The organism is Acidimicrobiales bacterium, from assembly GCA_036378675.1.
Lineage (GTDB): Bacteria > Actinomycetota > Acidimicrobiia > Acidimicrobiales > Palsa-688 > DASUWA01.
In genome coordinates this window covers 24594-51490 of sequence record DASUWA010000047.1, presented here as the reverse complement: position 1 = coordinate 51490, position 26897 = coordinate 24594, and the positions used below count along the sequence as shown (strand labels likewise).

The 26897-nt window shown below is 65.4% G+C and carries 21 protein-coding genes and 1 tRNA gene; 6 read left to right on the top strand and 16 right to left on the bottom strand.

The window, feature by feature from the left end:
- The first annotated feature begins 208 nt into the window (after positions 1–208).
- Positions 209–418, top strand: a complete 210-nt coding sequence (locus VFZ97_15525) for a type II toxin-antitoxin system VapB family antitoxin (protein HEX6394845.1) — start codon at positions 209–211, stop codon at positions 416–418.
- On the top strand, positions 415–825 hold the full coding sequence (locus VFZ97_15520) for a PIN domain nuclease (protein HEX6394844.1): 411 nt from the start codon (positions 415–417) through the stop codon (positions 823–825). Before VFZ97_15525 ends, VFZ97_15520 begins: the two co-directional genes overlap by 4 nt.
- 99 nt (positions 826–924) lie before the next feature.
- Here the strand turns inward: VFZ97_15520 and VFZ97_15515 are convergent.
- A tRNA-Tyr gene (locus tag VFZ97_15515) sits at positions 925–1007 on the bottom strand.
- 209 nt (positions 1008–1216) lie between these two features.
- Here VFZ97_15515 and VFZ97_15510 point away from each other — a divergent pair.
- Together VFZ97_15510 and VFZ97_15505 are read left to right on the top strand one after the other, a co-directional pair.
- Entirely contained in the window at positions 1217–2950 is a 1734-nt protein-coding gene (locus VFZ97_15510; GenBank protein HEX6394843.1) for an ABC transporter ATP-binding protein, read from the top strand.
- Positions 2947–4812 (top strand): ABC transporter ATP-binding protein, encoded by a 1866-nt coding sequence (locus tag VFZ97_15505; GenBank protein ID HEX6394842.1) that lies wholly within the window; start codon positions 2947–2949, stop codon positions 4810–4812. Before VFZ97_15510 ends, VFZ97_15505 begins: the two co-directional genes overlap by 4 nt.
- 19 nt (positions 4813–4831) lie before the next feature.
- On the opposite strand, the gene VFZ97_15500 is transcribed toward VFZ97_15505, so the two are convergent.
- Together VFZ97_15500 and VFZ97_15495 are read right to left on the bottom strand one after the other, a co-directional pair.
- Positions 4832–6139, bottom strand: a complete 1308-nt coding sequence (locus VFZ97_15500) for an ABC transporter substrate-binding protein (protein ID HEX6394841.1) — start codon at positions 6137–6139, stop codon at positions 4832–4834.
- Positions 6140–6275: 136 nt separating this feature from the next.
- On the bottom strand, positions 6276–7640 hold the full coding sequence (locus VFZ97_15495) for an AMP-binding protein (protein HEX6394840.1): 1365 nt from the start codon (positions 7638–7640) through the stop codon (positions 6276–6278).
- 155 nt (positions 7641–7795) lie between these two features.
- On the opposite strand from VFZ97_15495, the gene VFZ97_15490 reads away from it, so the two are divergent.
- The gene (locus VFZ97_15490; GenBank protein HEX6394839.1) at positions 7796–8284 is read left to right on the top strand and encodes a YajQ family cyclic di-GMP-binding protein; all 489 of its coding nucleotides are present in this window, start codon (positions 7796–7798) and stop codon (positions 8282–8284) included.
- Here VFZ97_15490 and VFZ97_15485 read toward each other — a convergent pair.
- The 3 genes from VFZ97_15485 to VFZ97_15475 are packed head-to-tail and all read right to left on the bottom strand — an operon-like array spanning position 8281 to position 10567.
- Complete coding sequence (locus VFZ97_15485; GenBank protein ID HEX6394838.1) at positions 8281–9141, bottom strand: M48 family metalloprotease; 861 nt, start codon at positions 9139–9141, stop codon at positions 8281–8283. The genes VFZ97_15490 and VFZ97_15485 overlap by 4 nt on opposite strands.
- Before the next feature lie 51 nt (positions 9142–9192).
- Entirely contained in the window at positions 9193–9681 is a 489-nt protein-coding gene (locus VFZ97_15480) for an HAD family acid phosphatase (GenBank protein ID HEX6394837.1), read from the bottom strand.
- A 7-nt stretch (positions 9682–9688) separates the two neighbouring features.
- Positions 9689–10567 carry an SAM-dependent methyltransferase gene (locus VFZ97_15475; protein ID HEX6394836.1) on the bottom strand — a complete coding sequence of 293 codons (879 nt, stop codon included), beginning with the start codon at positions 10565–10567 and terminating at the stop codon, positions 9689–9691.
- A 57-nt stretch (positions 10568–10624) separates the two neighbouring features.
- Between VFZ97_15475 and VFZ97_15470 the strand changes: the two genes are divergently transcribed.
- Complete coding sequence (locus tag VFZ97_15470) at positions 10625–13747, top strand: phosphatidylglycerol lysyltransferase domain-containing protein (GenBank protein HEX6394835.1); 3123 nt, start codon at positions 10625–10627, stop codon at positions 13745–13747.
- 11 nt (positions 13748–13758) lie between these two features.
- Here VFZ97_15470 and VFZ97_15465 read toward each other — a convergent pair whose 3' ends face one another.
- The 10 genes from VFZ97_15465 to VFZ97_15420 are packed head-to-tail and all read right to left on the bottom strand — an operon-like array spanning position 13759 to position 26834.
- On the bottom strand, positions 13759–15501 hold the full coding sequence (locus VFZ97_15465) for an NADH-quinone oxidoreductase subunit N (GenBank protein ID HEX6394834.1): 1743 nt from the start codon (positions 15499–15501) through the stop codon (positions 13759–13761).
- Positions 15498–17123: an NADH-quinone oxidoreductase subunit M gene (locus VFZ97_15460; GenBank protein ID HEX6394833.1), complete on the bottom strand. Its 1626-nt coding sequence runs from the start codon at positions 17121–17123 to the stop codon at positions 15498–15500. Before VFZ97_15460 ends, VFZ97_15465 begins: the two co-directional genes overlap by 4 nt.
- A gap of 4 nt (positions 17124–17127) precedes the next feature.
- Positions 17128–19071, bottom strand: a complete 1944-nt coding sequence (nuoL, locus tag VFZ97_15455; GenBank protein HEX6394832.1) for an NADH-quinone oxidoreductase subunit L — start codon at positions 19069–19071, stop codon at positions 17128–17130.
- 7 nt (positions 19072–19078) lie between these two features.
- Positions 19079–19384 (bottom strand): NADH-quinone oxidoreductase subunit NuoK, encoded by a 306-nt coding sequence (gene nuoK, locus VFZ97_15450; protein HEX6394831.1) that lies wholly within the window; start codon positions 19382–19384, stop codon positions 19079–19081.
- A complete protein-coding gene (locus VFZ97_15445) occupies positions 19381–20085 on the bottom strand; it encodes an NADH-quinone oxidoreductase subunit J (protein ID HEX6394830.1) in 705 nt (234 codons plus the stop codon). Before VFZ97_15445 ends, nuoK begins: the two co-directional genes overlap by 4 nt.
- Entirely contained in the window at positions 20082–20801 is a 720-nt protein-coding gene (nuoI, locus tag VFZ97_15440) for an NADH-quinone oxidoreductase subunit NuoI (GenBank protein ID HEX6394829.1), read from the bottom strand. The genes VFZ97_15445 and nuoI overlap by 4 nt, the downstream gene beginning before the upstream one ends.
- Complete coding sequence (locus tag VFZ97_15435; GenBank protein ID HEX6394828.1) at positions 20798–21994, bottom strand: complex I subunit 1 family protein; 1197 nt, start codon at positions 21992–21994, stop codon at positions 20798–20800. Before VFZ97_15435 ends, nuoI begins: the two co-directional genes overlap by 4 nt.
- On the bottom strand, positions 21984–24860 hold the full coding sequence (gene nuoG / locus VFZ97_15430; GenBank protein ID HEX6394827.1) for an NADH-quinone oxidoreductase subunit NuoG: 2877 nt from the start codon (positions 24858–24860) through the stop codon (positions 21984–21986). Before nuoG ends, VFZ97_15435 begins: the two co-directional genes overlap by 11 nt.
- Positions 24853–26190, bottom strand: a complete 1338-nt coding sequence (nuoF, locus tag VFZ97_15425) for an NADH-quinone oxidoreductase subunit NuoF (protein HEX6394826.1) — start codon at positions 26188–26190, stop codon at positions 24853–24855. Before nuoF ends, nuoG begins: the two co-directional genes overlap by 8 nt.
- Positions 26187–26834, bottom strand: coding sequence for an NAD(P)H-dependent oxidoreductase subunit E (locus tag VFZ97_15420; protein ID HEX6394825.1), 648 nt, complete (start codon positions 26832–26834; stop codon positions 26187–26189). The genes nuoF and VFZ97_15420 overlap by 4 nt, the downstream gene beginning before the upstream one ends.
- Between the last annotated feature and the right edge of the window lie 63 nt (positions 26835–26897).

Below are 26897 nucleotides of genomic sequence, written 5' to 3'. Positions count from 1 at the left end.
CCAACACCTTCGTGCAATAGATCCGGCGCGCACACGGGCGTGCCTTCACGCTGGCCACTCCGCCCGATCGGCGGATCTACGAAGCTTCGCGCGACCCGACCCTCGTCTAGATTCGAGCGCGCTGGTACATGATCACCATCGGGGACCGGATGATCCCCGGTGCCCCAGAGTATACACCTTTGGTACACGTAGCGTGTATAGTAGGTGTATGAGCAAGGTGCGCACGAACATCGAGATCGAGGACAGCTACTTGCAGGTGATCATGGATCGCTATCACCTGCGAACCAAGACCGAGGCGGTCGACCTAGCACTGCGCCATCTCGCCGGACAGCCGATGACGCGTGAAGAGGCCATCGCTATGCGCGGCGTCAGGGCCATCGGGAAAGTGCCAACCGACTCCCGACCGCCCAGCCCGTGATCCTGACCGATACGTCGGCTTGGGTGGAATACGACCGGGCGACGGGCAGCCCAATCGACCGGCGTCTGACCGAACTAATCACTCACGAAGGTCCCGTGGCCGTCACGGAACCCGTGATCATGGAGGTCCTCGCCGGTGCTCGCAGTGACGACCGTGAGGCCGATCTGCGACGCCTCTTGCTCAGGTTTCAATTGCTGGCTTTTGATGTAGCGGGTGATTTTGATGCCGCGGCCAGGATCTACAGACAGTGCCGTCAGGTCGGTGTGACCCCCCGCGGACTCATCGACTGCATGATCGCCGCCGTCGCCCGACGCAACCAGGCAACACTGTTGGCGGCGGACACCGACATCAGCCGTGTCGCCAGAATCGTCGGGATCAATCTGGACGACGCTTCGATCAAAACCTGATCTCCCCGGTCCTGCGGAGGGCCTCGGGGTAGCCATTCACCGGTAGTCATCCGACAATGCTGTGTGGGTGTGTAGCCACCCACACGCCGTTTCGTGGAGTGGGCCGGGACGGATTTGAACCGCCGTAGGCGTACGCCGGCAGATTTACAGTCTGCTCCCTTTGGCCACTCGGGCACCGACCCAGGGGTCTAGGAGATTACAGCGTCTGCGCCCGCGCCAGCGATCCCGCGGGGATGCAAGCCCCGGAAAAAAAGAGACCGCCTACCGTCACCGATAACCAACCCGTCTCGTGAGGCTTCGCCGTTAGGCTCTGCCGGGTGACCGAAAAGGGCAGGTGGCGGCACACGCGCCGTCAACTTCTGGGTTGCAGCGAGGACGGGGGTCAGCCCAAGTGCTGAGCCGCCTTCTCCGCGAGCGCCTGGGCCCCTATCGACGGACCCTCGCCGCAATGCTCCTGCTGCAGGCGGTCCAGACGACCGCGAGCCTGATCCTGCCAACCTTGAACGCGAGGATCATCGATCGGGGCATCCTCAGGCACAACGAGGCCTACATCCGGTCGACCGGCGTGGTGATGCTGGGATTCTCTTTGGTCCAGATCGTCTTCGCCGTCGCGGCGGTATACCTCGGAGCAAAGGTGGCGATGAGCTTCGGGCGCGACATCCGCAGCGCCTTGTTCCACCAGGTGACGGCCTTTTCGGCCAGGGAAGTCGGGACGTTCGGCGCCCCGTCTCTCATCACGCGCATCACCAACGACGTCCAGCAGGTGCAGATACTCGTCGTAATGGCCTGCACCATGGCGATCGCGGCTCCGATCACGATCGTCGTCGGCATAATTGCGGCGCTGCGCCAAGACCTTGGCTTATCGGCGATCCTCGGCGTGAGTATCCCGATAGCGGCAGCCATCCTGGGCACACTCGTTTCGCGGATGGTGCCGGCGTTCCGCCTGATGCAGGAGCGCATCGACCAGATCAACCGAGTGCTCCGGGAGCAGATCACGGGGATCCGCGTGGTCAGGGCGTTCGTGCGCGAGCCACTGGAGCGCACGAGGTTCGCAGACGCCAATCAGGAGCTCACCGATACGTCGTTACGAGCGGGACGCCTCATGGCGGCGATGTTCCCGACAGTGAACCTGGTCATCAACGCTTCGAGCGTCGCCGTTCTATGGATCGGCGCGTCACGGATCCAGGCGGGACACATGCAGATTGGGTCCCTGGTCGCCTACCTCACCTACCTGATCCAGATCCTGATGTCGGTCGTCATGGCCACGTTCGTCATTTCGATGGTCCCTCGCGCGTCGGTCTCAGCCGGGCGCATTCAGGAGGTGATCCAGACTGAGCCGACGGTCAAATCGCCTCCAGCACCGGCCTCGCCGAGTCGGGGCGAGCTCGACGTGGAGTTCCGTCATGTCGGGTTCCACTACCCGGGGGCCGAGCATCCAGTCCTTACGGATGTCTCGTTCACTACCTTGCCGGGCCAGACGACCGCGATCGTCGGGAGCACCGGCGCAGGCAAGACGACTCTCCTCCAACTTGTGCCGCGCCTGTTCGACGCGACTGAAGGCTCGGTGAGGATCGGGGGCGTCGACGTCCGCGATCTCGACACCGCGTTCCTATGGTCGGTGATAGGGCTGGTCCCGCAACGCCCGTATCTTTTTTCCGGGACCGTTGCAACCAACATCGCGTACGGGAAACCCGACGCTTCCGAATACGAGATGTGGGAGGCGCTCGAGGTCGCCCAGGCTGCGGACTTCGTTCGGCTCATGCCCGGGGGTCTCCACGCGCGGATCGACCAGGGTGGAACGAACGTTTCGGGAGGCCAAAGGCAGCGCTTGGCGATCGCCCGCGCCCTTGTGCGCAAGCCTGACATCTACCTGTTCGATGACTCTTTCTCGGCTCTTGACCTCTCAACCGATGCCCGCCTCCGGGCCGCACTGAAGCCCTACACACAAAGCAGCGTGGTTCTCATCGTCGCGCAGCGGGTATCCACGATCGTCTCGGCGGACCGGATCGTCGTCCTCGAGGACGGAGAGATCGTCGGCATGGGGACCGACGCCGAGTTGCGCGCAAGCAATCCGACATACGCCGAGATCGTCCAGTCCCAGCTCGGGGAGCGAGAGCGGACATGACGACCGTCGAGGACCGCGAGGGGGACCTCCAGGGAGTAAGCCCCGAGGAAACCCGGCCCGCGGGTCGGTGGAACGCGATGGGTGTCCCGACCGAGCGTTCGCGCGACTTCAGGACTGTTGTGGGACGGTTGGTGGGACTCCTCGCCGCAGAGCGATCTAAGTTGGCTCTCGTTGGCGTCACGTCGGTGGCCGGCGTGGTGATGAACGTCTTCGGCCCACGAGTGCTGGGGCATGCGACCGACCTGATCATCTCCGGGTTCTTCCGTCACCACATCCGTTTCTCTTCTCTCGACGGCGTTCTCCGGGAAGCGCTCCTGCTGTATGTGGGGTCGGCCCTGTTCTCTCTGGTGACCGCCTACACGCTCGCGGGTGTTGTCCAGAGGCTCATGCAGCGGTTGCGACGGTCGGTCGAAGACAAGGTTCACGCTCTTCCACTGAGCTACATCGACCGGGGATCGCGCGGCGACCTCCTCAGCCGGGTGACCAACGACATCGACAACATTGCGCAAAGCCTTCAGCAAACCCTCAGCCAGATGTTGAACTCGGTGTTGCTCCTTCTGGGTGTCGCGGTCGCGATGTTCACGATCTCTCCGCTTCTCGCCGCGGTGGCATTGACGACGGTCCCGGTTTCGGTGTTCACGATGAGGGCCATCGCTGCGCGGGCTCGGCCCCGTTACATCTCCCAATGGCGAAGCACCGGTGCACTCAACGGGATAGTCGAAGAAGCCTTCACCGGACATGCGATCGTGAAGTCGTTCGGCCGGCAGCCGGAGGTCGAGGAACGCTTTCGCGAGAAGAACGAGGAGCTGTTCGAGTCGTCCTTCGGCGCCCAGTTCATGTCTAGTGTTATGCAGCCCGTGACCCTTTTTCTGGGGAACGTCCAGTACGTGATCGTGGCGGTCGTCGGAGGCCTGAGGGTGGCTGCGGGGGCCATCAGCGTCGGGGACGTTCAGGCTTTCGTGCAGTACTCGAGAACCTTCTCGATGCCGCTCACACAGCTCGCGTCGCTGATGAACGTCTTCCAGAGCGGCATGGCCTCGTTGGAGCGGGTGTTCGAGTTCCTGGATGCCGACGAGCAGTCCGCCGACGCACCGCCGGCACCGGCTGGCCCGGTTCGGGGCAGAGTCGAGTTCGACAGGGTTTCGTTCTCCTACCACGCCGACGTACCGCTGATCGAGTCCTTGTCGCTCGTTGCCGAACCCGGCCAGACGGTGGCCATCGTCGGGCATACCGGCGCCGGCAAGACCACTCTCGTCAACCTGATAATGCGCTACTACGAGATCGACTCCGGGCGGATAACGATCGACGGGCGGGACATAACCTCGATGCCCCGAGCCGAACTGCGTTCCAAGATCGGAATGGTCCTCCAGGACACCTGGCTGTTCGGAGGCACGATCCGCGACAACATCGCCTACGGCGACCCTTCAGCAACGGACGCCCAGATTCGCGACGCGGCACGGGCAACGTACGTCGACCGTTTCGTACATAACCTGCCTGACGGTTACAGCACCCTCATCAACGAGGAGGCGGACAACGTCAGCGCCGGCCAGAAGCAGCTGATAACCATCGCCCGAGCGTTTCTCGCCGACCCGTGCATACTGATCCTCGATGAGGCGACCAGCTCGGTCGACACCCGGACCGAGGTCCAGATCCAGGAAGCGATGAACCGTCTGCGGGCGCACCGGACCAGCTTCGTCATCGCCCACCGGCTGTCAACGATCCGCGGAGCCGATGTGATCCTCGTGATGGAGAACGGCCGGATCGTGGAGCAAGGGTCGCACGCCGAGCTGCTTAAGCGTGGCGGCGCGTACGCAAGCCTGTACAACTCCCAGTTCGTCGCTCCGGCCGCGGAGGTCGATTAGCCAGTTAGGTGTGCTGCGATCAGCCCCCGAGCTGCGACAGGGGAATGTTGTTGTAGGTCCCGTTGCACTCGTAGCCCTTGTCCGCAGGGTTTAGGCGGACGAACTGATGGCCCTTGACGCCCGCTACCACTATGCAGACGTTGCTCAGTTTCCTGCCCGGGTCCGTCGGGGGTAACAAACCGTCAGCGGTGAAATTGTGGACCTGTTGAACCGCGTTGATCAGGTCGGATCGGCTGGGATTCGCCCCGAGCGACTTCATTGCCTGAGCGAAAAGCTGCCCAGCGGCCCAGGCTTCCACCGTGTAGAGGTCGGGCGTTGCGCCGGGGTGGGTTCGGTTGAGCCAGTCCAGGAAAGTCGCCAGCGCAGGGTTGGTGGAGCGGTCCTGGCCCAGGTACAGGGGGTAGCCCAGCGGCATGTACAGGTTGCTGGCGTCGGCGGAACCGATCGTCTTGAACAGGGCGGCGTCGTATGCCTGGGCTGCAACGATGGCGTCGGGGTGGAAGCCCTGCTGGTCGGCCTGCTGGATGAAGGCCGCAATCGAACCGATCTGCTGAGCCTCGAGGGTCACCACCCGAACACCCAGCGACTTCATCCGCAGGATGTCGCTCGTGAAGTTGGTCTCCAGCGGGCCGGTACCCCTCGTGTACACGTACTTGAAACCCTCGGACTTGTAAGTGTCCGAGATCTCCTCGTAGGAGAGTTTCGCCAGGGTCGAATAAAGATCCGCGCTGTGACCAATGGCGCTGGGGAACTTCTGCTTGAGCCAGATGGCCCCGGTGGTGAAGTACCCGGGCGGCTGAGGGGTGGGGGTGAAGGCGTTCGGAAGCGAGATGAGGTGCGGGTCGAGAAGATATCCCTGGATGTCGGGGAAGGTCGGATTGGAGGTGAGCAGCGTCTTTCCGCAGGTGTCCTCGATCGTGAAGGTTCCGACCACGGAGAACACCTGGTTGCTCAGCGAGTTGAGGTCGTTGGTGTAGCTGTTGCAGTCGAGGCCGTCGTCCTTCTGGACCACCTTGACCGTCCTGCCTCCTATCCCTCCGGTGGAGTTCACATAGGCGGCCCAAGCGTCGAGGCCGTTGAACGCCCCCTGGAACAAACCGGGAACCGGCCCGGTCACTGTGGCGATCTGCCCGATCGTGATCGTGTTACCGGTGATCCCGGGGCTTGGCCCGGAACTGGTCGGGTTCGTCGTCCCGGGCGTCACAGGCGGCGCAGTGGTCCCCGTGCTCGAAGAGCTTTTACTGCTACTTCCGCACGCCCCGGCCAACAGCACGAGCGCCAGCGCGCCCGCTGCCCAACGGCCTCGTCGAATCTGGAAGCGGCTCATGTCAGACCCCCCACGGAACTAACGGAACTAACAGAATGATTTAGATAACGGTCGCGGAGTTCAAATGATGGTCGACCGGTTCGCCGGGCGCACGCATTTCGGTCCCGGCTAACGGGAGGCGACGCGGCGAAAACACCTAGGCGCGGGCGAGTTTGGCCTTTTGTACCTTTCCCATAGCGTTGCGCGGGAGCGACTCCACGAAAACGACCCGTCGCGGCCGCTTGTGAACTGACAGGTTCTCCGCGACAAAGGCGATCAGATCCGACTCTCCCACACCTTCCGCGACGACGTACGCGACCACCACCTGACCGAGGTCGTCATCCGGCTCGCCGATAACTGCGACCTCCGCAACACTGCCGTGCGCGAGAAGCGCCGCCTCGACCTCGCCGGCCCCGATCCGATATCCCCCACTCTTGATGAGGTCGGTCGACGCCCGCCCGACGATCCGATGCCACCCTTCTGGATCGACGCACGCCGCGTCGCCGGTGCGGATCCACCCGTCGGGCGTAGTGATCATTTCGGTCTCCGCGCGCAGGTTCCGGTAGCCCGACATGACCGTTGGGGTTGATACCTCTAACAACCCGACGCGGTCACCGTCGAACTCAACTTCGCAGCCTTCCTCGTCCACCAACCGGGTCCGCACCCCAGCAAGTGGCGTCCCCACCCAGCCTGGGCGGCGTTCGCCCGAAGCGCGACCGCTCACGGTTATGAGCGTTTCGGTCATCCCGTACCGTTCGATCGGCCCCTGACCGGTTAGCGAAGCGAGTCGGTCGAATACCGGTACAGGCAGGCCGGCGCTGCCGGACACCAGCAAACGCGCTCGCCGAAGCGCTCGTGCCGCTGCACGATCAGCCGCCACCCTCGACCAGACAGTCGGCACCCCGAAGTACATAGATCCCCCGGCCTTCGCGTACGCGTCCGGCGTGGGTCTACCCGTATGGACGAGCGGACTCCCCATCCGCAGCGGTCCGAGGACGCCGAGGATCAGGCCGTGGACGTGGAAGAGCGGCAATCCGTGAACCAGCACATCGTCCTCGGTCCACTCCCAGGCTTCAGCGAGCGAATCCAGACACTTCCCTATCGCACCCGCGCTGAGCATCACCCCTTTGGGCATGCCTGTGGTTCCGCTGGTGTACACGACCATCGCCAGACGGTCGGGCGGAAGCGACGTGCCGGGTAGGTCGGCCCGTTCCGTGACGTCGACCTCCAAAGGCAGGAGGTCCGCGGACGAATCGTCGAGGATGTGTCTGCGCTCGAGCGGCCCCGCGTCAGGGGGTAAAGGGACGACCGGGACGCCGGCTGCAAGGGCACCCACGACGGCCACGACCGTCTCGACCGTGGGTACCGCTTCGATCGCGACGATCGGCATGCCGCTAATCCGACGCGCGACGGCACCTGCGGCGCCCGCCAGCTCCTCCATCCGCAGCGAGCGGCCGGCGACGGTGAGCGCAGGCGCAGCACCCGACGACGTCGTGCGAGTTAGCGGCGGCAGCAGGTCCACGCCTACGGGAACCTAGGCGGCCGCACTAGCTTTACGCCATCCTCCACGAACTCGCCCGCGTCCATGATCTCGAGGTTCCAGTCATTACGATCGATTCCCAAGTCGACGGGCGTCCCGTGGCTGGATCATGAACGCGGGCGAGTTTTGGAGGATGAATGCCTACCTTTGACATCGTGTCCCAGGTTGACATGCAGGAAGTGCGAAATGCGGTCGACCAGGCCCAGCGGGAGCTATCGACCCGCTTCGACTTCAAAGGCACCGATTCGTCGGTCGAACTTCATGAAAGCGAGCTTCGCCTTCACTCGGCTACCGAGGACCGGCTGAAGGCGGTCGTCCAGGTCTTGGAGGAGAAGCTGGTGAAGCGGAAGGTCTCGTTGAAGGCGCTCGAGCACGGCAAGGTCGAGGAAGCCGCCAAAGGGACCGCACGCCAGACGATCACTTTGAAGGCCGGCCTTTCAGCTGACAACACCAAGGCGATCAACCGGTGGATCAAGGACAAGGGCCCGAAAGGCGTTTCCTCCCAGACCCAAGGAGACCAGGTTCGGGTCAGCGGAAAAAAGCGAGACGACCTGCAAACGGTTATCGCCGGACTTCGCGAAGAAGACTTCGGTCTCCCGCTCCAGTTCGAGAACTTCCGGGACTAGCGGGCCCACTCCCTCGAGCGGAGGCGGCGGATTCGCTCGTCGGTCGGCGGATGGTCGGAGAAAAGGTTCTTGAAGGAGATGTTCATCCCGGCAAGAGGGCTCACGATGTAGAGCGGGGCCATTTCGCGACGAACCTGCGGCATCGGTATCTGTTTCGACGCGGCCTCGAGCTTGCTGAGGGCGCGGGCCAGCGGATCTCCGTCTCCGATGAGCCTGGCGCCCGAGCGGTCTGCTTCGAACTCTCTGCTTCGCGAGAGGGCCAGATTCAGCATCGTTGCGGCGAGTGGAGCGAGGATCAGCAGCGCGAGCAGTTCGAGGATGTTCTCGCCATCGCCGTCGCGGCCACCACCGAAGAACAGACCGCCCCAGGCCGCTATGCGGGACAGCAGAGTGATAGCCATGGCAATCGTCGCGGCCACGGAGGAGATGAGAATGTCGCGGTTTCCCACGTGGGAGATCTCGTGCGCGAGTACGCCGCGCAGCTCGTCCCACGTGCAGATCTGCAGGATGCCCTGGGTTACCGCCACCGCCGAATGCGCCGGGTTGCGACCGGTCGCGAAAGCGTTGGGCTGGGCGTCGGGGGTGACGTAGAGGCGCGGCATCGGCAGGCCGGCCCGCGTAGTCAGGTCGCGTACGACCGCGTAGTAGTCGGGCATCTGCTCCTCCGACACCGGGACGGCCCGTGCGGCCCGGATCGCGATGGAGTCCGAAAACCAGTAGGAACCGCCCGTGAACAACAGGGCGATGACGAGCCCGATGATCAGACCGCCCCGCCCGCCGAGAAGCGCACCGATCCCGACGAACAAGGCCGCAAGGAACGTGAGAAGGAACGTTGTCTTAAGGGTGTTGCGGCTCATATACACATCATGGTGGACCATGAACCTGAATAAACGACAAGAAAAGGGTTTTCAGTCGTAGTAGCCCGAGTGAATGTACACGGAGGGAACCCCTTCGTCGCGGAACATCGCAACGTTGCGTCGGTCATCCTCGAAGGACAGGACGAGCTCGAACCCGGCTTCACGCAGCTCGTGCACCGAGCGTCTCTTGAACTCCCGGGCGGCCCGGTAGTCGCCGAAGTCGCGCATGACAAGCAGGTCCCACCGCAGCTTGTACCGGCTCAGCCAGGCCATGGTCTGGCGCTGAACTCTGACCGGGCGGCCGGTAAGCAGGACGATCGCCAACGAGGAGTCGAGAAGTTCCAGAAGGCGCGCGATCTCCTCAATGAGCGGGTCGTCGCCGCAGGCCTCGAAGAACGCGTCCCAGTCCCGTGCCGGCCGCTCGAGGTAGTGCTGACGGCTCGCCGCGTCCGAAAGCACCCCGTCGAGATCGAAAACGACCGCACGCCCGCCGTCGATCCTCTCCTCCCGCCACCTCCAGTTGTCGAAGGTCCCCGCCATCGACGGGTCAACCTAACCGCCACCGGACGACTTCGAGGGATTCTGCAGCCGGTACCGGCCCGGAAGCCGGCCGGCGCACCGCTGCGAGCTGGTCGAGCGCGATGGCACGAGCCTGTCCGTGGATGGGTTCGGTCTTGGCGGTCCACCTGTCGACTGCCAGGAGCCACCCCGTTTCAGCGGTGGCGAGCGCGCTCTTCAGCCATGCAACCGCCCCGACCGGGGATGCGTAGCGAGCCTGGTCCACGTGGCCCGACACGACCGCGTCCATCGTCGCCGCCCGGGCCTCGTCGAGCGGCAGGCTCATCTCTGTGAGGACGTCCCCGTCGTCGCCCAGAGCTCCCAGCCGGACCTCCCACCAGGTCCCGTCTTGCCACATGTAGCGGTCGGCCGGCTGCCGGCTCAGCCACCCGAATCCGATCACGACCGCGACCGATGCAGTCGCGAGAACCGGCAGATCGGTCAGCGAGGTGACCAGTGGACCGACGCCTGGCAGCGGCCGGGAGCCCTCGTCGGGGTCGTCGGAGGGGGTGACCGGCCCGAGGGTGAGGGCCGGCGCCTCGATGGACAGGTTCTCGGCTTGGCGCTCCCGTAGGGACGAATCCTCCTCGACCAGGACGACGCGGAGGGCGCTCAGGCATTCCGGACCCAGCCGTAGCAGTTCCCTGGCCCGGGTCCCGTCGCCGGCGCCGACGTCGACGTAGGTGAATGGATCAGGGCTTCCTTCACCGTCCCATATTTCATCCAGCGCAGTAGCGGTCCATGCGGCAAGGTCCACCGGGGGAGGCATCGGCGGTTCGGCCGTCGGTCCGAGGGCGGAGTAGGGCAGCGGGCCGAGGCGCCTTGCTCCCTCCACCAGCTCGTATGCGGCGGGTACCCGTGCTGCCACGGTCAGGGACGGTAGCGGGGTGCGACCGGTCCTCGCGTAGTAGCGTCGTGCGCCGACTTGGCCGACAACAACGAGATCCCCGACGAGCTCCAGCTGGAGGTCCCTGTCGGGGGGCGGGTCATGGTTGTGGCCGACCTGCACCTGAGCAGCGACTCGCGCCCTGCGGACGTCCTGGCGGTCAATGAGGTCGCCTCCGCGGTGGAAGCAGCGACGGGGCCTGGCGTGTTGATCTTCGCGGGCAACCTGTTCGACTCCAACGTCGACCCGTCCCAGGCTCTCGCCGCCCACGGCCGCCTGGCGGTGGACATTGCGACTTACGCGGCGGGATCGAACCGCCGGGTCGTGATCCTGCCGGGTGACCGGGATTCGAGGCTCGCGTGGTCCGAGAAATGCCAGCACGACGTCCGGCAGCTTCTCGGAGCCGACGTGGCTCTGTCGGTCGAGCTGACCCTGTCGACCGGGGCCGGCGAGCGAAAGGTGCGGGTCGAACCAGGCCAGACCCTCGATCCGCTGACCCGGTGCGCCGATCCGCGCAACCCCCGGGAAACCCCCTTCGCGCAGCACGTTCGCGAGGAGGTGATGCCCGCGATGCGCCGGCGGCAGTCGGGGGCCCGCCAGGCGAAATGGCTTTCGGGGATGGAGGACCTGGACGAGCCTGCGGCGCTTTCGCGTTTCATCGGATCGCGGCTGGTGTACCGGCGGCTGGGCCGCTCCGCGTGGCTGTTGTTGGTCCCGGTGATCGTTGCACTCGCGCTGCGGTTGCCGGCGTTCGCGCTTCGCTCCGCCCGCCACGTCGGGGCGACATCCCGGGTGGGCCTGGCCGTGTTCGCGACCGTCGTCGAGCTGGCCTTGTTGTTCCTGCTCGCCGCGGCGGCCCTCCGCCGCACCGGTCTCGCTCTGTCGGCGCTGGCGCTCGATGACGGCGGGCGCGATCCGAACGAGCCCGCCCGCTGCCTTGCCAGGCAGCTGGTGACCGACGGCTACGCCGGCCTGATCACCGGGCACACCTGCCGGCCGGAGCTGGCCCATCTCGGGGACGGCTTCTACGCCAACGCGGGGTGCGGCACGGAGGTGGTCAGCGAGTATCCGACTCGGGTGCCGGGCTTGGGGCTTCCGAGCGTCTTCCTGGCGCACCGGCAGCTGGCGTGGGTCGAGTTGGAGGCCGGCAATGACGTGCACGTCCGCCTGCTGCACGGACGGCAGGACCTGCCCGGCGCCACGATCGTCGAACGTCTGATGGCCGAGCGGTTGGTCGCTCCGACGCAGGGGGACATGCGAGCAGAGGTCGCGGCGAGCTGGCCGCAGGGTGCCGAGTGGCCTCGCCGCCCGAGCGTCGTGTCGCGCGATCGCAGGGTCCGGCGCCTGGCGGCGCTCGCAGTGTTCGCCGCAGGACTCCTGTCCCTCCTCTCCGCTCTGTCGGAGCCGCTGCGCGGCCGCTTGGACGTCCTGCGGGAGCTGTTCCCGACCGCCATCCCCGAGACCGCTTCGGCTCTGGTCGCGCTCGGCGGGGTCGGACTGATCGTCTTGGCCCGGGGGATTCGAAGAGGACAAAGACGAGCGTGGTTCGTGTGCCAGGTCCTCCTCCTCGTTGTCGCGCTTCTGCACGTGATCAAGGGCGTGGACGTGGAGGAATCGCTCATAGCCGTCGCAGCCGCGAGTTTTCTCTGGGTCTACCGGTCCTCCTTCCAGGCGAAGACCGACGTCGAGCGGGTGGGCTCCGGTCTGCTCAGAGTTCTCGGAGCGGCGGTGTTGACCGTGCTCACCGGTTCGTGGGCGCTCGAACTCAGCACATGGTTCAACAAGTCGATGCGAGGGGCGCACGCGCTTTCGTGGTCCCGCGCGCTGGAGGCTTCGGTCGAGCGTATGGGGGGCGTGTCCAATGTGCGTCTCCCCCACCGCGTCGACATGTTCTTTTCGCCAACCATGGCCACCGCCGCGGCAGGGCTGGCGGTGGCCTTCGTGGTCGTCCTTTTCCGGCCGGTCGTGGAACGCCGCCAAGCCGTACGGGCCACCGTAGCGACCGCCCCAGCCCCGTCATTCGATGAGGCTTCCAGTTCGGTCATGCTCGTCTCGACCGACGACCTGACCCGCGCACGCGCCGTCGTCGCTCGCCATGGCAGCGGGACGCTCGACTATTTCGCCCTGCGCCCCGACAAGCAGTTCTTCTTCTGGGGCGAGACGGTCGTAGCCCACGCGGTCTATGGCGGTGTCTGCCTCGTGTCGCCAGATCCGATCGGCCCGGTGGCCGAACGCGCCGAAGCGTGGCGGGCGTTCCGCGCTTACGTCGACGATCGCGGCTGGGCTCTCGGCGGTCTGGGAGCCGGCGAGGATTGGCTGCCGATCTACCGCTCGACGGGAATGCACGACCTGTACGTGGGCGACGAGGGGATAGTTCGCGTTGGCGGATTCTCCCTGGACGGAGGAAAGTTCAAAGGCCTCCGTCAAGCCGTCAATCGCATCGCCAAGTACGGCTACACCATCAGCTTCCACGATCCGTCCCGGATCGATCCGAGCCTGAGGGAGTCGCTCGAGGCGGTCATGACCAAGAGCCGGCGCGGCGATGTGGAGCGGGGGTTCTCGATGACGCTCGGCCGCGTGTTCGACCCCGCGGATCACGGGCTGCTTCTGGCGGTGGTGCACGGGCCCGCCGGCGCTGTCGAACCGTCTGGGAACGGATCCGCGGTGAACTGCGCAGCGCCGAACGTTTCGGCTGTCGCAAACGCTGGCACTCAAGGCGCCCCGGTCGCTTTCTGCCAATTCGTTCCCGCGCCAGGAATCGGGGGATACTCGCTCGACCTGATGCGCCGCGACAACGGCGAACATCCCAACGGCTTGATCGACTTCGCGGTCGTCGAGACGATCCGTGAGCTCGAGCGACGGGGAAACGAGGGTCTCGGTTTGAACTTCGCGACGATGCGCGCAGTCCTCGCGGGCGAGAACGGAGAAGGGGTCAGCCAGAAGGTTCAGGCGTGGGTGCTGCGCAGGATGGGCGACTCGATGCAGATCGAGTCGCTATGGAGGTTCAACGCGAAGTTCGATCCTGACTGGCAGCCGCGTTACGCGATCTACGACGCGCCGGAGAACATGCTCGCAGTTGCGATCGCGGTTGCGAGGGCGGAGTCGTTCTGGGAGCTTCCGGTGATCGGACGATTTCTGGTTCCCCCGGCGCCCGTCGGTTGAATGTTTCGGAGCTAGAACAGCGTCGTTGCGTGCCGGGCGAGATCGATCACCGGCTCCGATACGCCGGCGAAGATCGTGAAGAGGACGCAGACAGTGATCGAGAGTCCTACCGGGAACGGCACCGGCGCCGGCTGGGTAGGAGGATCGAGAAGGGCTGCGGTGGTCGTCGGCGGGTCGAGGGTCCGGACCGGTTCGAGCCCTGCCAGCTCCGAGTCGTCGGGCGCCTCGCCGTTGCCTGACTGGCCGGCGGGGATCGATGCTCCGGCCGCGTCTCCCGAACTTGCGGGCTCAGGCTCAGGTTGCCCGTTGTTGCCGTACATGAGCAGCGCGATCCGAAGGTAGAAGAACGCCGCGATCGCGGCGGCGAGCATGGCGATGATTGCGAGCGGGTATTGCCCGGCCTGCACCGAGGCCTGGATCACATAGAACTTGCCGAGGAACCCGCTCGTCAAAGGAATCCCGGCCTGGGCAAGCAAGAACACGAGCATCGCACCGGCGAGGATCGGCTGTCGGCGGGCGACGCCCCGGATCGCACCGAGGTCGTTCCGGGCCTCGCCGCGGCCCTGGATCACCCCTACGACCGCGAAGCTCCCGGCGATGATGAACACGTAGGTGAAGAGGTAGAACAGGACGCTGGCCGTGCCGGTTGCGGTCGCGGACTGAAGCCCGACCAGGACGTACCCGGCCTGGCTGATGGACGAGTAGGCGAGCATCCGCTTCAAGTCGCGTTGAGCGATCGCGACCACCGAACCGATGATCAGGGTCAGGACGGCAATGAACCAGATGATCGGCCGCCAGTTGGTCGCCTGTGTCGGGAGTGCGCCCATGAGGACCCGGACGAGGCCGGCGAACCCGGCGGCCTTGGCGACCGCCGCCATGTAACCGGTGAATGGGGTGGGGCTTCCCTGGTACACGTCGGGCGTCCAGAAATGGAACGGAACCGCGGCAACTTTGAAACCCAGGCCGACGATTATGAGTGCCATGCCGGCGAGGAGGACGCCGGTGTGGGTGAGCACATCCCGCGAGAGGTAGGCGGCGATCTCGGCGAACTGTGTCGAACCGGTGGCGCCGTAGACGAGTGCGACCCCGTAGAGGAAGATCGCCGAGGAGAACGACCCGAGGATGAAGTACTTGAAGCCTGCTTCCCCCGACTGCGTGCGGCGGCGGTGATAGGCGGCCATCACGTAGAACGCGATCGACATGATCTCGAGCCCGAGGAACAGCATGATCAGCCCGGCTGACTCTGCCATCAGCATTGCGCCGACACCCGCCATGAGCATGAGCACGTAGGCCTCCACGCCGTCGAGGCCCTCCCGTCGCAGGTAGCTGTCGGAGATCAGCGCCCCCAGGATCACCGCGATCGAGATCAAAAGAAGGAAGAAGACGCTGAACCGGTCGTACAGGATCTGCTGACCGATGGCCAACTGCCCGTGGTGGTTCCCGACGTCACTCCACTGCCATGCCGAGGCGATCGCGCCGGCGCCGCCGATGATCACGGTGAGCCCTGGGTAGAGGCCGGGCCAGGATCTCTTGGGAAGGACGGCGGACACCATCAGAAGAACAAGGGCCCCGATCGCAAGGATGAGGACGGGCAGGATCGACCGGTAGGCGATCGGGATGCGCAAGGAGTTGTTCGCCGTGCACAGCGACGAGTATCGAGCGCCGTCGGGATTGATGCACTGTCCGGCTGTCTGGGCCAGCACTCCATGCGCTCCGAAGCCATGCGAAACGAGGCCGATCAGCTGGCCGGTCATTGGCCGTCACCTCCAGCCCGCGACCCCGCCGAGGCGGTCGTACCTGTCCCGGGATCCACGTTCTGGGTGGGCGGGACGAGATAGACCACCTGCGGACGACCCTGCACGGGCACGTGAACCTGGGGTGCCGCGGTCTGTACGTGGTCGAGCAGATGGCCGACGCTGGGATTGACGCGGTCGAGGAACGGTTTCGGGTAGACGCCGAGGAACACGATGCCCGCGAGCAACGGTGCAACCGCGAACAGCTCCCGCCACGACATGTCCGGGACCTTGCGGTTGTCCTCAGACGCCGGCCCGTGGAAAACCCGTTGATAGGCCCAGAACAGGTAGATCGCGCTGGTGATGATCGCCGTAGTGCCGACGACGGCCCACCAGCGGCGCGTTATGAAGGTCCCGACGAGGACGAGGAACTCGCCGACGAAGCCGTTGAGGCCGGGCAGCCCGACCGCGCTGAGCACGACCACCAGGAAGACGGCGGCCAGTATCGGGGCGGACCTCTGGATTCCACCGAGCTCGGTGAACCGGAGGGTGCCCCTGCGCTCCCAGATCATCCCGGCTAGAAGGAAGATGGCGCCGGTGGTGAGACCGTGGTTGACCATCTCGAACACGCCTCCGCTCACGCCCTGCTGGCTGAACCCAAAGATTCCGAGGACGATGAACGCGACATCGACGATCGTGGCGTATGCCACCAGCCGTTTTAGGTCTTTCTGCATGATCGTCACGACCGCGCCGTAGGTGATCCCGACGACGGCAAGGGTGAGCAGGACGGGGGCCATGTCCGCCGCGCCCCGCGGGAGCATGAAGACACCGAATCGAAGCAGCCCGTACGCACCCAGCTTGAAGAGGATGCCGGCGAGGATCATCGATCCCCCGGTGGACGCTTCGGTGTACGCGTCCGGCAGCCAGCTGTAGAACGGGACGAGCGGGATCTTCACCGCGAAGGCCGTAGCGAAACCGGAGAAGATGAGCACCTGGTCGGCGGCGGGCAGTTTCGGGGCCAAACGGGTGAGGGTGATCAGGTCGAAGGTCTGGTGTCCGCCGTTCAGAGGAGCGACCAGGAACACCAATGCAATCATCGAGACGAACATGAAGGCAGAGCCGGCGAAGGTGTATATGAAGAACTTCGTCGCCGCGAAGTTCCGGCGCGGTCCTCCCCATCCGGCGATGAGGAAGTAGGCGGGCAGCAGGCTGAGCTCGAACAGCAGGAAGAAGAGAAACACGTCCATTGACAGGAACGTGCCCATACACACGGCTTCAAGGAGAAGCATCCAGCCCATGTAGGCGCGGTTGTTGGAGCGAACGGTCGGGCCGGCCATGGCGACCGGGAACAGAAGGGCGGTTATCGCGAGCAGGAACAGGGAGATGCCGTCTACTCCGACGCGCCACTCGATCCCGAACGCGCCGATCCACGATTGAGTGCTCAGGTACTGGAAGCCGGCCTCGCCGACGGGAAAATCGACCACCAGGTACGCGACCAGCCCGAGCTCGGCGATGGCGAACGCCATGCCGGCCCTCCGCGCGATGGGCTCCGGCGTGTCCGCAGGAAGCAGCGCACAGAACAGAGCTCCAGCCAAAGGCAGGAAGACGATCACGGTGAGGATCGGGAAGCTCGAACTTGTCATCGGGTCAGCCCCCCACCCTCGCCGCAACATAGGCGAGCACCGCGGCTGCGCCGATGCCGATCCCGAGCGCGTAGTTGCGGACGTAGCCGGTCTGGACCTTTCGCAGCTGGCGTCCGGTACCCGACGTGAGGCGGGCGATGCCATTGACGGTTCCGTTGACCAACCCGGAGTCGACACCGAAGCTGAACCCGTTGGCTACTTCGGTCAGAGGTCCCGAGACGGCAGCGGAAACGCTGTCGTCGATGTACCAGCCGTGACGCAGGACCGCTGGTTCGAGTGCCGGGCGTTCTGCCGTGCGCCACCAGGCGCTGAGCCCCGCGGCCAAGCCGACCAGAGCGGCCGCGGTGGCGGCCGCTCCGATGGCCCACTTGGTGTTCGTAGGGACTTGGAAGGCCGGGGCGATGGTGGTCGGGAAGACCGGAGCGAGCCACTTGGTGAGGAAGTCGAGCCCGCCGAAGGGGGCCTCGATGAGCCATCCGACCACCGAGCCGAACGCCAGAATCACCAGCGGCACGGTCATGACGGGAGGCGCCTCGTGGGGCTGGAAGCCGGCATGCCCGGATGACCCGTATGCCCCGGAAGTCCCGGCCGCTCCGTGGTTTGCCGACTGCTCCGACCAGCGGGCGCGGCCACCGAAGACGAGAACCGCCTGGCGGCTCATGTAATAAGCGGTCAGCGCAGCGGTGACCACGCCGACAGCCCACAGCACCGAGCTCTTGTGCCACGCCGCCGCCAAGACGGCGTCCTTGGACCAGAACCCGTCGAGGGGTGGAATGGCTGCTAGGGCCAGATACCCGATGAGGAACGCCCATTTGGTGATCGGCAGGAACCGCCAAAGTCCGCCCATCCGCTTCATGTCCTGCTCGTCGTGCAACGCGTGGATCACCGCTCCGGCCGACAGGAAGAGCAGCGCCTTGAAGAACGCGTGCATCACTGTGTGGAAGATCCCGGCGGAATAGTCGCCCGATCCCTCCGCGAGGAACATGTAGCCGAGCTGGGAGATCGTCGAGTAGGCGAGAACCCGTTTGATGTCGTCCTGCGCGCAGGCGATCGTTGCCGCAAGGAGCGCTGTGGCAGCGCCAATTCCCGCGACCACCCACTGGGCGGACGAGCTGAAGTGAAATATCGGCGCGCTCCGTGCCACCAGGTACACGCCCGCAGTGACCATGGTTGCCGCGTGGATGAGAGCCGACACCGGGGTGGGACCCTCCATAGCGTCGGGCAACCACATGTACAGGGGGATCTGTGCCGATTTGCCGACCGCGCCAAGAAAAAGCATCAAGGCGAGGCCGGTGGCGGTCGCTCCCGCGAGCGTCGCATGACCGGAGGCGAGAGGTGCCAGCACGCTCGAGTAGTTGAACGACTTGAAGTGCCCGAACATAAGGAACAGGGCGATCATGAAACCGAAGTCGCCAATCCGGTTGGTGACGAACGCCTTCTTCGCTGCGACCGCCGCGACGTTCCGTTCGAACCAGAAACCGACCAAGCCGTACGAGCAGAAGCCGACTCCCTCCCAACCGATGAAACTGAACAGGTAGTTGTCGGCAAGGACCAGGACGATCATCGAGAAGAGGAACAGGTTCATGTAGAAGAAGAACCTGCCGTAGTCGGAGTCACCCTTCATGTAGCCGATCGAATAGAGGGTGATCAGTGTTCCGACCCCGGTGACGAAGAGGCACCACGTGAGCGCCAACGGGTCGAGCTGCAGCGCAAGGTTCACGTGCAGACCACCGACAGGAATCCAGGTGAATATCTGCTTGTAAATCGTGCGGTCTGCAGCAGATCTTCCGAGCATCGTCGCCCACACGACGACGGTTGCCACGAACGATCCCGCGGCCAACAGCGTTGCCAGCCATCCCGATAGAGGATCGCCGATGCGACGCCCACCGAACAGCAAGATGACGGATCCGGCAAGCGGAAGCGCGACGATGGCGTAAGCGGCGTTCACTTAGCGGTCAGCCCTTCAACGAGTGAATGTCGTCAGCGGTCGCCGCAGCGCGGCGCCGGAACATGGCCACGATGATCGCCAGCCCGACCACGACCTCAGCCGCGGCGACAACCAGCACGAAGAAGACCGACGACTGCCCGCCTATGTCGTCGAGGAGACGGGCGTAGGTCACAAACGTCAGGTTCACTGCGTTCAGCATCAACTCGACGCACATGAACATGATCAGCACGCTCCGCCGCAGAAGGAGCCCGGTGGCGCCGATACCGAACAGCACGGCGGCGAGGATCAGGTACCAGGCGCCCGGGACACTCATTCGGCCGGCACCTCCTCTGCGCCAACCTCTCCGCGGTCGGCCTCTTCCACTTCGGAACCTTCGGCATCCCCGGCCCCGGCGTCGGGGCCACCCGAGATCTCGTCCTGCTCGGTCCTCGACATCTCGCCGGCGCTAGGGGCAGCTCGCCGGGACAGAACCACTGCGGCGACCACGGCGATCACCAACAGTGCCGAGGTCATTTCGAAGGGCAGCAGGTAACGGGTGTACAGCGACTGCCCGAGCTTGTCGACATTGTTCCCCGGGCCAGAAAGCGGTCCGGCGAAGCTGTGCAGGCCGCTCGACCAATGGTTGACCCGGGAGAGCACGAGGATCTCGACGAGCGCGACGATCCCGAGCACGAGCGCCAGGGGCCGTTGCGCCGGGGTTCGTTCCGCCCGAGCCGGCTCGCGGCGGTCGACGCCGAGGAACATGATCACGAAGAGGAACAGGATGACTACTGCGCCGGCGTAGACGATTATCTGGACCGCGGCTAGGAAATCTGCGGACTCGTCGACGAACTCGACCGCGACGCCGAACAGGGTGACCACGAGCATCAGCGCGGAATGGACCGGATTCCGCAGCAGTACCACGCCGAACGCACCAGCGAGGATCAAGACTGCGCCGACCGCGAACACGGTCCACGCGGAAGCATGGGCGAGGTGGGCGCCTGACGAGTTGGCGACCAGCGTGGCCGCCGTCAACGTGACTCCCTGCCTCGCCCGGATCCCTTGCGAGGCGCGGCGACACCAACTCCGCGAAGCGCGTTCGCCGCCAGTTCCCTCACCGAGAAGTCGGTCTCGGCGGCAACGTCGGCCCCAGAGGGCTCGCTCTGCCCGCGCTGAGCGGGCCGCGTCCCGTAACCCAGCTCGCCCGACCAGAGAGGCTGGCCCTCCAGGGAGGCGACACCTGCCGGAGCTGTCGCCCGGACCCACGCCGAAGTGTTCCGTTCGTCGCCGTCGACCCAGTGTTCCCAAGGCAGTCTCTGTGGGTTGCCCTCGTCATCGACGAGGAGTTCCGCCTTCGTGTAGATGGCGTCCTCCCGGTTGGAGAACGAGAACTCGAACATCTTCGATTCGGTGATCGCTTCTGTCGGGCAGGCCTCGACGCACATATCGCAGTGGATGCAGCGCAAGAAGTTGATCTCGTAGACGAACCCGTACCGCTCACCCGGGGATACGGGCGAGTCCGGAGGGTTGTCTGCGCCCCGCACATAGATGCAACGGGCCGGGCAAACGCCGGCGCACAGCTCGCAGCCGATGCACTTCTCCATACCGTCCTCGTAGCGGTTGAGTACGTGACGGCCGTGGTAGCGCTCGGGCTTGGGGCGCTTCTCCTCCGGGTACTGGGTGGTGACCCGGGGTTTGAACGGCAGCTTCCCGGTGACGACGAAGCCCTTGAAGAAATCGATGAAGCTCATCGGAGCGACCCCCTCGACGTGCGGTCATCGCGAGCCGTCTCGACCGCGCTGGCGCCATGCCCCACGTCGATGGCTCTCCACAGGAAAGCGATGAACAAGAGGCTCGCCCCGATGGCGATCAAACCCCACTTGCGCTGGGACGCCCACGAACCGCCGGCGTTGATCTGGAACCCGGCGACGATGAGAAGCATCGCCAACGCACCGGGGATGAGCCGCTTCCACCCGAGGTCCATCAGCTGGTCGTACCGGATCCTTGGCAGCGTCGCGCGCACCCACACGTAGACGTAGAGGATGATCAGCAGCTTGATCACGAACCACACCGGGCCTATCGAATGCGAGGCGATTCGAGGCCCGTCCGGCCCGCCGAACCATAGGGTCACGACGATCGCGGAGTTGGTGACCAGAGCCGCGTACTCGGCGAGGTAGAACCACGCGAAGTCGATCGACGAGTACTCGAGGTTGTAACCGCCGGACAGTTCCTCCTCGGCCTCGACGAGATCGAACGGCGGCCGGGTCATTTCGGCGGTGATCGCGATGGAGAAGAGGATGAACGGGATCAGAAGCGTGTGCAGGAAGTTCCAGTGATAGAGAAAGCCTCCGTGCTGCGCCAAGACGATCGAGCTGGTCTGCAGCGCACCCGTCACCACGACTACGGTCGCGGTGGTTAGGCCGAGTACGGCCTCGTAGGACACCAGCTGCGCGCTCGCCCGGACCGACCCAAGCAGCGGATATTTCGAACCGGAAGACCATCCGGCCAGCATGACGCCGTAGACCGCGACCCCCGATGTCATCAACAGGAAAAGGATCCCCCACGGAGGATCGGCGAGCTGAAGCTCGGTGCGGTGATGAGCAATCGTGACGGTGCCCCCGATGGGCACGATGGCAAAGGCGACCATCGCAGGGACGAGCATCAGGTAGGGAGCGATGCGGTACACGAGCTTGTCCGCGCCTCGAGGCGTGAACGCCTCCTTGAAGAGGAGCTTGGTTCCGTCGGCGAGTGATTGGAGCCACCCTTTGGGCCCCGCTCGGTTGGGGCCGTACCGGACGCCGAGGTAAGCGACCGCTTTGCGCTCGTACATGACCATGAAGAGCACCGACAGCAGGACGATTAGGAAGGTGACGACGACCTTCAGCAGCAGTATGAGCCAGACAGCGAGGTTGAGGCCGTTGTCGAACAGCGGGTCATGTCCCATGGTCGCCACCTGCAATGGTTACCTCGGTGTATGGAGCGCTCGAGTCGACGAGGTCACCGGCCCGCCCGCCCGGCAGGTTCCAAGGCAGGAACGCGGTGCCTTCGGGCAGGGACGGGTCGCCCGTCGCGGCCAGCACGACCGAACCCCTCGACGAGGAGACGAGCACGGTTTCGCCGTCAGCGTTGCCTAGATCGGCGAGAACCGACGGGTGCACTCTCAGGCACGGGGCGGGATGAAGCCCCGCGAGCGCGGGAACCGACTGCACCTCGGTCCCACCGTCCCAAAGGGTTCTCCGGGTGACGAGCCGAAGCGCCGGCCGTCCCGCCGACGGACCTTCGTGATCTGCACCCGGAGCGGATGATGTTGTTGAAGGCTCGGGCGCCGCGACGGGAGGAATACCGAGCCGGGACGGCTGCGGCGGCGGGGGCTCCTCCTCTATGGACGCCTGTTCTTTTTCATCTAGTTGTTGACCGGTAAGAACCGGCGACGGAACCTCACCGTTGGGCTCCGGTTCCATCGACACCGCGGCGGAAGCCCGAAGGAGCATCGAGGTGGGCGCGATGTTGTGGAGTTCGGCCGACGCAATCCCCGGGTCGGCCATCGGATCCAGCGTTCGAGGCGGCCGCGGCGGAGGCTCTTCCCCGACGGGAACGACCACGCCGTCGCGCGCCTTCAGGTCCTCGATGAGCTCGTACGCCGCGCCCGCGTGCAGAGGCGAAACCTTGGTGATCTCAGCCCAGACATCCTCCTGGCGGACGAACCCGAGGTCGGTTCCGAGCCGGGCGGCGAGCTCGTTCGCGATCATCCAGTCGGGCCACGCCATTCCTTCCGCAGTGACCAGCTGGCTCAGCCAGGTGATCCGACCTTCGATGTTGGTGAACGTTCCCCGACGCTCCGCCCACGCGGCGGCAGGCAGCACCACGTCGGCGTGCCGTTGGACCGACTCGGTGACGTGGGTGTCGATCGCGACGACGAAACGCGCACCTGAAAGCCCCCGCAGTGCTGCGCCGGCATCGGGAAAGTCCGCGCGCGGGTCCGCACCCACGAGCACGAGCCCGCCGATGCGCCCGTGCTCTGCTGCTTCGAGGATCCCCGCCGTGTCGAGACCGGGGCTGATCGGAAGGACCGTCCTCCAATGGTGCTCGTACCAAGCTCGGGCATCGAGAAGTCCCATCCGGCCGGGTAGCACGCCCGGCGCGAGACCCATGTCGAGCGCTCCGTGAACGTTGCTTCTCCGTAAGGCGGGCAAGAACGCGACACCCTCGATGCCGGCGAGTATTCGCGCGGCGGCGGCGACCTGGTCTGCTCGCTCGGCGAGCGACGGACGCCCCAGGACGACGACGATTCCCGGGCCGCTCGCCGGAGCAGCCCGAAGCAGCTCCTGGGCTCGGGCGATGTGGGCGCGGGCTTGATTGATCTCTTCTGGTGTGATCCCGGCGACAGGACCGGTCACCTCGCCGGTTCCGACTAGCGCCGCGGCCAGTGCCGCGACCTCGCCGGGACGGTACTGCAGGGTCGCGGCCGCGTAAGGCGAAAGACCGGTGCGCGCCGGGGTGAGTTCGACGATCTGGGTCCCTTTGTCGCGAACGGCGTCCCGCAGCCTGAGATAAAGGACCGGCAGTTCGTCCTTGATGTCGGGGGACAGGGTGATCACGAGCGGGGCGCCGGCGGTCTGATCGATGGTCGTCCTGGGCAGCCCGAGGATCGTGGTTGCGGGAAGCCCGTCGCCGAGTTGAGCGTCGACGTTGTCGGTTTCAAGCGCGACCCGGGCAGCCTTCGCCCACACGTAGGCATCTTCGTTGGGCAGGCGCGAGCCGCCGATCACCGCCAAGGACTCACCGCCACCGGCGGCCTTCGCGCTTGCCAGACCATCGGCCGCGACCTGGAGCGCCTCGGCCCACGACGCCTCGACGAGCTGGTCACCTCGGCGGACGAGCGGCACCGACACCCGGTTGGTTGCCCGGGACGACTCGAAAACCCACCGTCCCTTGTCGCACAGCCATCCCCAGTTGACCGGGTCGGAGTCGACGCCGATCATCCGGGTCGCCTCACCGAAGCTCGCTTGAACCGCCACGCGGCAGCCGAACGCGCACGAGGTGCAAGTGCTCTCGACCTGCTCCAGGTCCCACGGGCGCGCCTTGAACCGGTAGGGCTTGGCTGTGAGCGCACCGACCGGGCAGATCTGCACCACGTTGCCGCTGAAGTAGGAGGAGTACGGCTCACCGGGGAATGTCGCCACCTCGGTGAGGTCGCCGCGCTCGGCGAAGTCGATGAGCGGATCGCCGGCGACCTCGTCGGCGAAGCGCACGCAGCGGCCGCACTGGATGCAGCGCTCCCGGTCGAGGTAGACCAGCTCGGAGATCGCAATCGGCTTTTCCCAGTGACGCTTCTCCTCGACGAAGCGGGTCTCGCCGGGACCGTACGCGAGAGTCTGGTCCTGTAGCGGGCACTCTCCGCCCTTGTCGCACACCGGGCAGTCGAGCGGATGGTTGACGAGCAGGAATTCAAGAACGCCCTCTTGGGCCTTTTTGGCCATAGGGCTGGCCGTCCGGATATCCATCCCGTCGGAGACCGTGTTGTAGCAAGCCGGCATCAGGGACGAGCCGCGCGGTCCTTGAACCTCGACCAGGCACATGCGGCACATGCCGACCGGTTTCATGCGCGGGTGGTAGCAGAAGCGCGGGATGTAGATCCCCGCCTCGTCCGCCGCCTGAATGATCAAGCGCCCGGACTTCGTCTCGATCTCGCGGCCGTCGAATTTGACCGTCACGGTCGCCCCGGTCGTGGCGGCCGCCGGCGGGGCGGTTCCGACACCACTTTCGGTAATGGAGGGGCGGGGAACGAGACGCACAGGGACCTCAGACACGCGAGAGCCTCCGAGGCAGCCGGTCCGGCGGGAACGGGCAACGGCCTTCTCTTATGTGCGCCAGATACTCGTCACGGAACATCCGGATGCCGGAGGCGACCGCCGGCGGCATGGATGGACCGAGCACGCAGATGGTCGTTTGGGCGGGGGGCCAGGTCACACCCGGGGAGATGTTGTCGCACACGTCCATCAGGAGATCGATGTCGGACTCCCGGCCCTGGCCTGCCTCGATGCGTTCCAGGATCTTCTCCAACCAGCTCGCGCCCTCCCGGCAAGGAGTGCATTGGCCACACGACTCGCGGTGGAAGAACCGCACTATCCGCCACGCCGCTCGCACCATGCAGGTGGTGTGGTCCATTGGGATGATTGAAGCGGAGCCGGCCATGGAGCCGACCTCGGCTATGGCCTCATTCGACAACGACACGTCCAAGTGCTCCGGGCCGAGCCACGGCGATGAGACGCCACCCGGGATGATCGCTTTCAGATCGTTGTCGTCACGGATCCCGCCGCCGAGGCGGGGATCGTAGATCAAGTCGCGAAAGGTTGCCTTGGCCCACTCGAGCTCGTAGTTGCCCGGGCGTTTCACGTGCCCGGATAGGGAGATCATCTTCGTTCCTTTCGAGCGGCCCTCGCCCAGCGCGGCGAACGCGTCGCCGCCGTGCAGCGCTACCCACGGCAGGTTGGAGACGGTCTCGACGTTGTTGACGATGGTCGGTGCACCGTAAAGACCGAGAGCAGCGGGGAAGTACGGAGGCTTGATCCTCGGATATCCCCGCTTGCCTTCGAGACTCTCGAGCAGCGCCGTCTCCTCCCCGCAGATGTACGCGCCGGCGCCGGGATGCGCGACTACGTCGATCGAGAAGCCGCTGCCGAAGATGTTTCTGCCGACTGCGCCGTAGCCGTACGCCTCGTTAAGCGCGGCCTGTACCCGCTCGAAACCAAGACAAAACTCGCCCCTGACATAAATGAACGCCTGTGTCGCCCCGACCGCGTACGCGCAGATCAACGTTCCCTCGATCAGCTGATGCGGATCGCCCTCGATGAGCGCGTGGTCGTGGAAGGTCGACGGTTCGCTCTCGTCACCGTTGATGGTGAGGTACACCGGCTCGGCCTTGCGGAGCATGCCCCACTTGCGCCCCGCCTCGAAGCCGGCGCCACCGCGCCCGAGGAGGTTGGCGGTGTTGACGTGATCGTGTACCTGCTCGGGTGTCATCTTGAGCGCGGCGCGCAGCCCGTCGTATCCGCCGTCGGCCAGGTACGACTGGAGCGTCCAGGAACGAGGTTTGCGGAGCCGCCGGCTGACGATCGGCGGAACGTCGGTGACTGTCACTGTTGGCCGTCCAGATGTCCGGCGTTCAGGGACGCAACCGCCGGCATCGTCCGGCTCGTCCCGAGCTCGACGTTGGGCTGGGCCTCCCTGGCCGCCGTGTTGCCGGCGCCGGCGGTGACGCGGCGGACCCGGCTGAGCGTCCCGTGCAGTGGTATCTCGTCGTCGAGGCGCCCCGCTCGCAGGTCCTCGATCAGCTGGTCGAAGCTCTCTGGATCGACGTCGCCGAAGAAGCGCCAGTTGACGGTGACGCACGGAGCGTTTCCGCAGAGGGCCAGGCACTCGGCGTCCTCGAGCGTGAACATCCCGTCCTCGGTTGTTCCGCCGGGCGCGACGCCGAGCCGTCCCTCTGCGTGCTCGACCAACCGGTAGGCGCCCTGCAGCATGCAGGCGATGTTCGTGCAGATCGCGACCAGGTACTTCCCGACCGGCTCGAAATGGAACATGTCGTAGAACGTGGCCGTGCCGCGCACCTCCGCGGTGGACAGATCCAGCAGTTCCGCGACGTGGCCCATCCCGTCTTCGGAGAGATGCCCGTCCTGCTCCTGCAGGACATGCAGTATCGGGATCAGAGCAGACCGCGCGTACGGGTAGAGGGAGATCAGCTCCCGGGCGCGTTGCTCATTGTCGGGGGTCAGCCGAGCCACTTCGGACGATCCTTGCCCATAGCAACGCGTCCCGCAAAACCCGGAGGCTGCCCCCGTCCGGGG

What these genes read in the sequence shown, in the direction of transcription:
- VFZ97_15525 (HEX6394845.1), top strand. Translation starts at nt 209, where the DNA reads ATGAGCAAGGTGCGCACGAACATCGAGATCGAGGACAGCTACTTGCAG.
- VFZ97_15505 (HEX6394842.1), top strand. Translation starts at nt 2,947, where the DNA reads ATGACGACCGTCGAGGACCGCGAGGGGGACCTCCAGGGAGTAAGCCCC.
- VFZ97_15500 (HEX6394841.1), bottom strand. Translation starts at nt 6,139, where the DNA reads ATGAGCCGCTTCCAGATTCGACGAGGCCGTTGGGCAGCGGGCGCGCTG.
- VFZ97_15490 (HEX6394839.1), top strand. Translation starts at nt 7,796, where the DNA reads ATGCCTACCTTTGACATCGTGTCCCAGGTTGACATGCAGGAAGTGCGA.
- VFZ97_15485 (HEX6394838.1), bottom strand. Translation starts at nt 9,141, where the DNA reads ATGAGCCGCAACACCCTTAAGACAACGTTCCTTCTCACGTTCCTTGCG.
- VFZ97_15480 (HEX6394837.1), bottom strand. Translation starts at nt 9,681, where the DNA reads ATGGCGGGGACCTTCGACAACTGGAGGTGGCGGGAGGAGAGGATCGAC.
- VFZ97_15465 (HEX6394834.1), bottom strand. Translation starts at nt 15,501, where the DNA reads ATGACCGGCCAGCTGATCGGCCTCGTTTCGCATGGCTTCGGAGCGCAT.
- VFZ97_15460 (HEX6394833.1), bottom strand. Translation starts at nt 17,123, where the DNA reads ATGACAAGTTCGAGCTTCCCGATCCTCACCGTGATCGTCTTCCTGCCT.
- nuoK (HEX6394831.1), bottom strand. Translation starts at nt 19,384, where the DNA reads ATGAGTGTCCCGGGCGCCTGGTACCTGATCCTCGCCGCCGTGCTGTTC.
- nuoI (HEX6394829.1), bottom strand. Translation starts at nt 20,801, where the DNA reads ATGAGCTTCATCGATTTCTTCAAGGGCTTCGTCGTCACCGGGAAGCTG.
- VFZ97_15435 (HEX6394828.1), bottom strand. Translation starts at nt 21,994, where the DNA reads ATGGGACATGACCCGCTGTTCGACAACGGCCTCAACCTCGCTGTCTGG.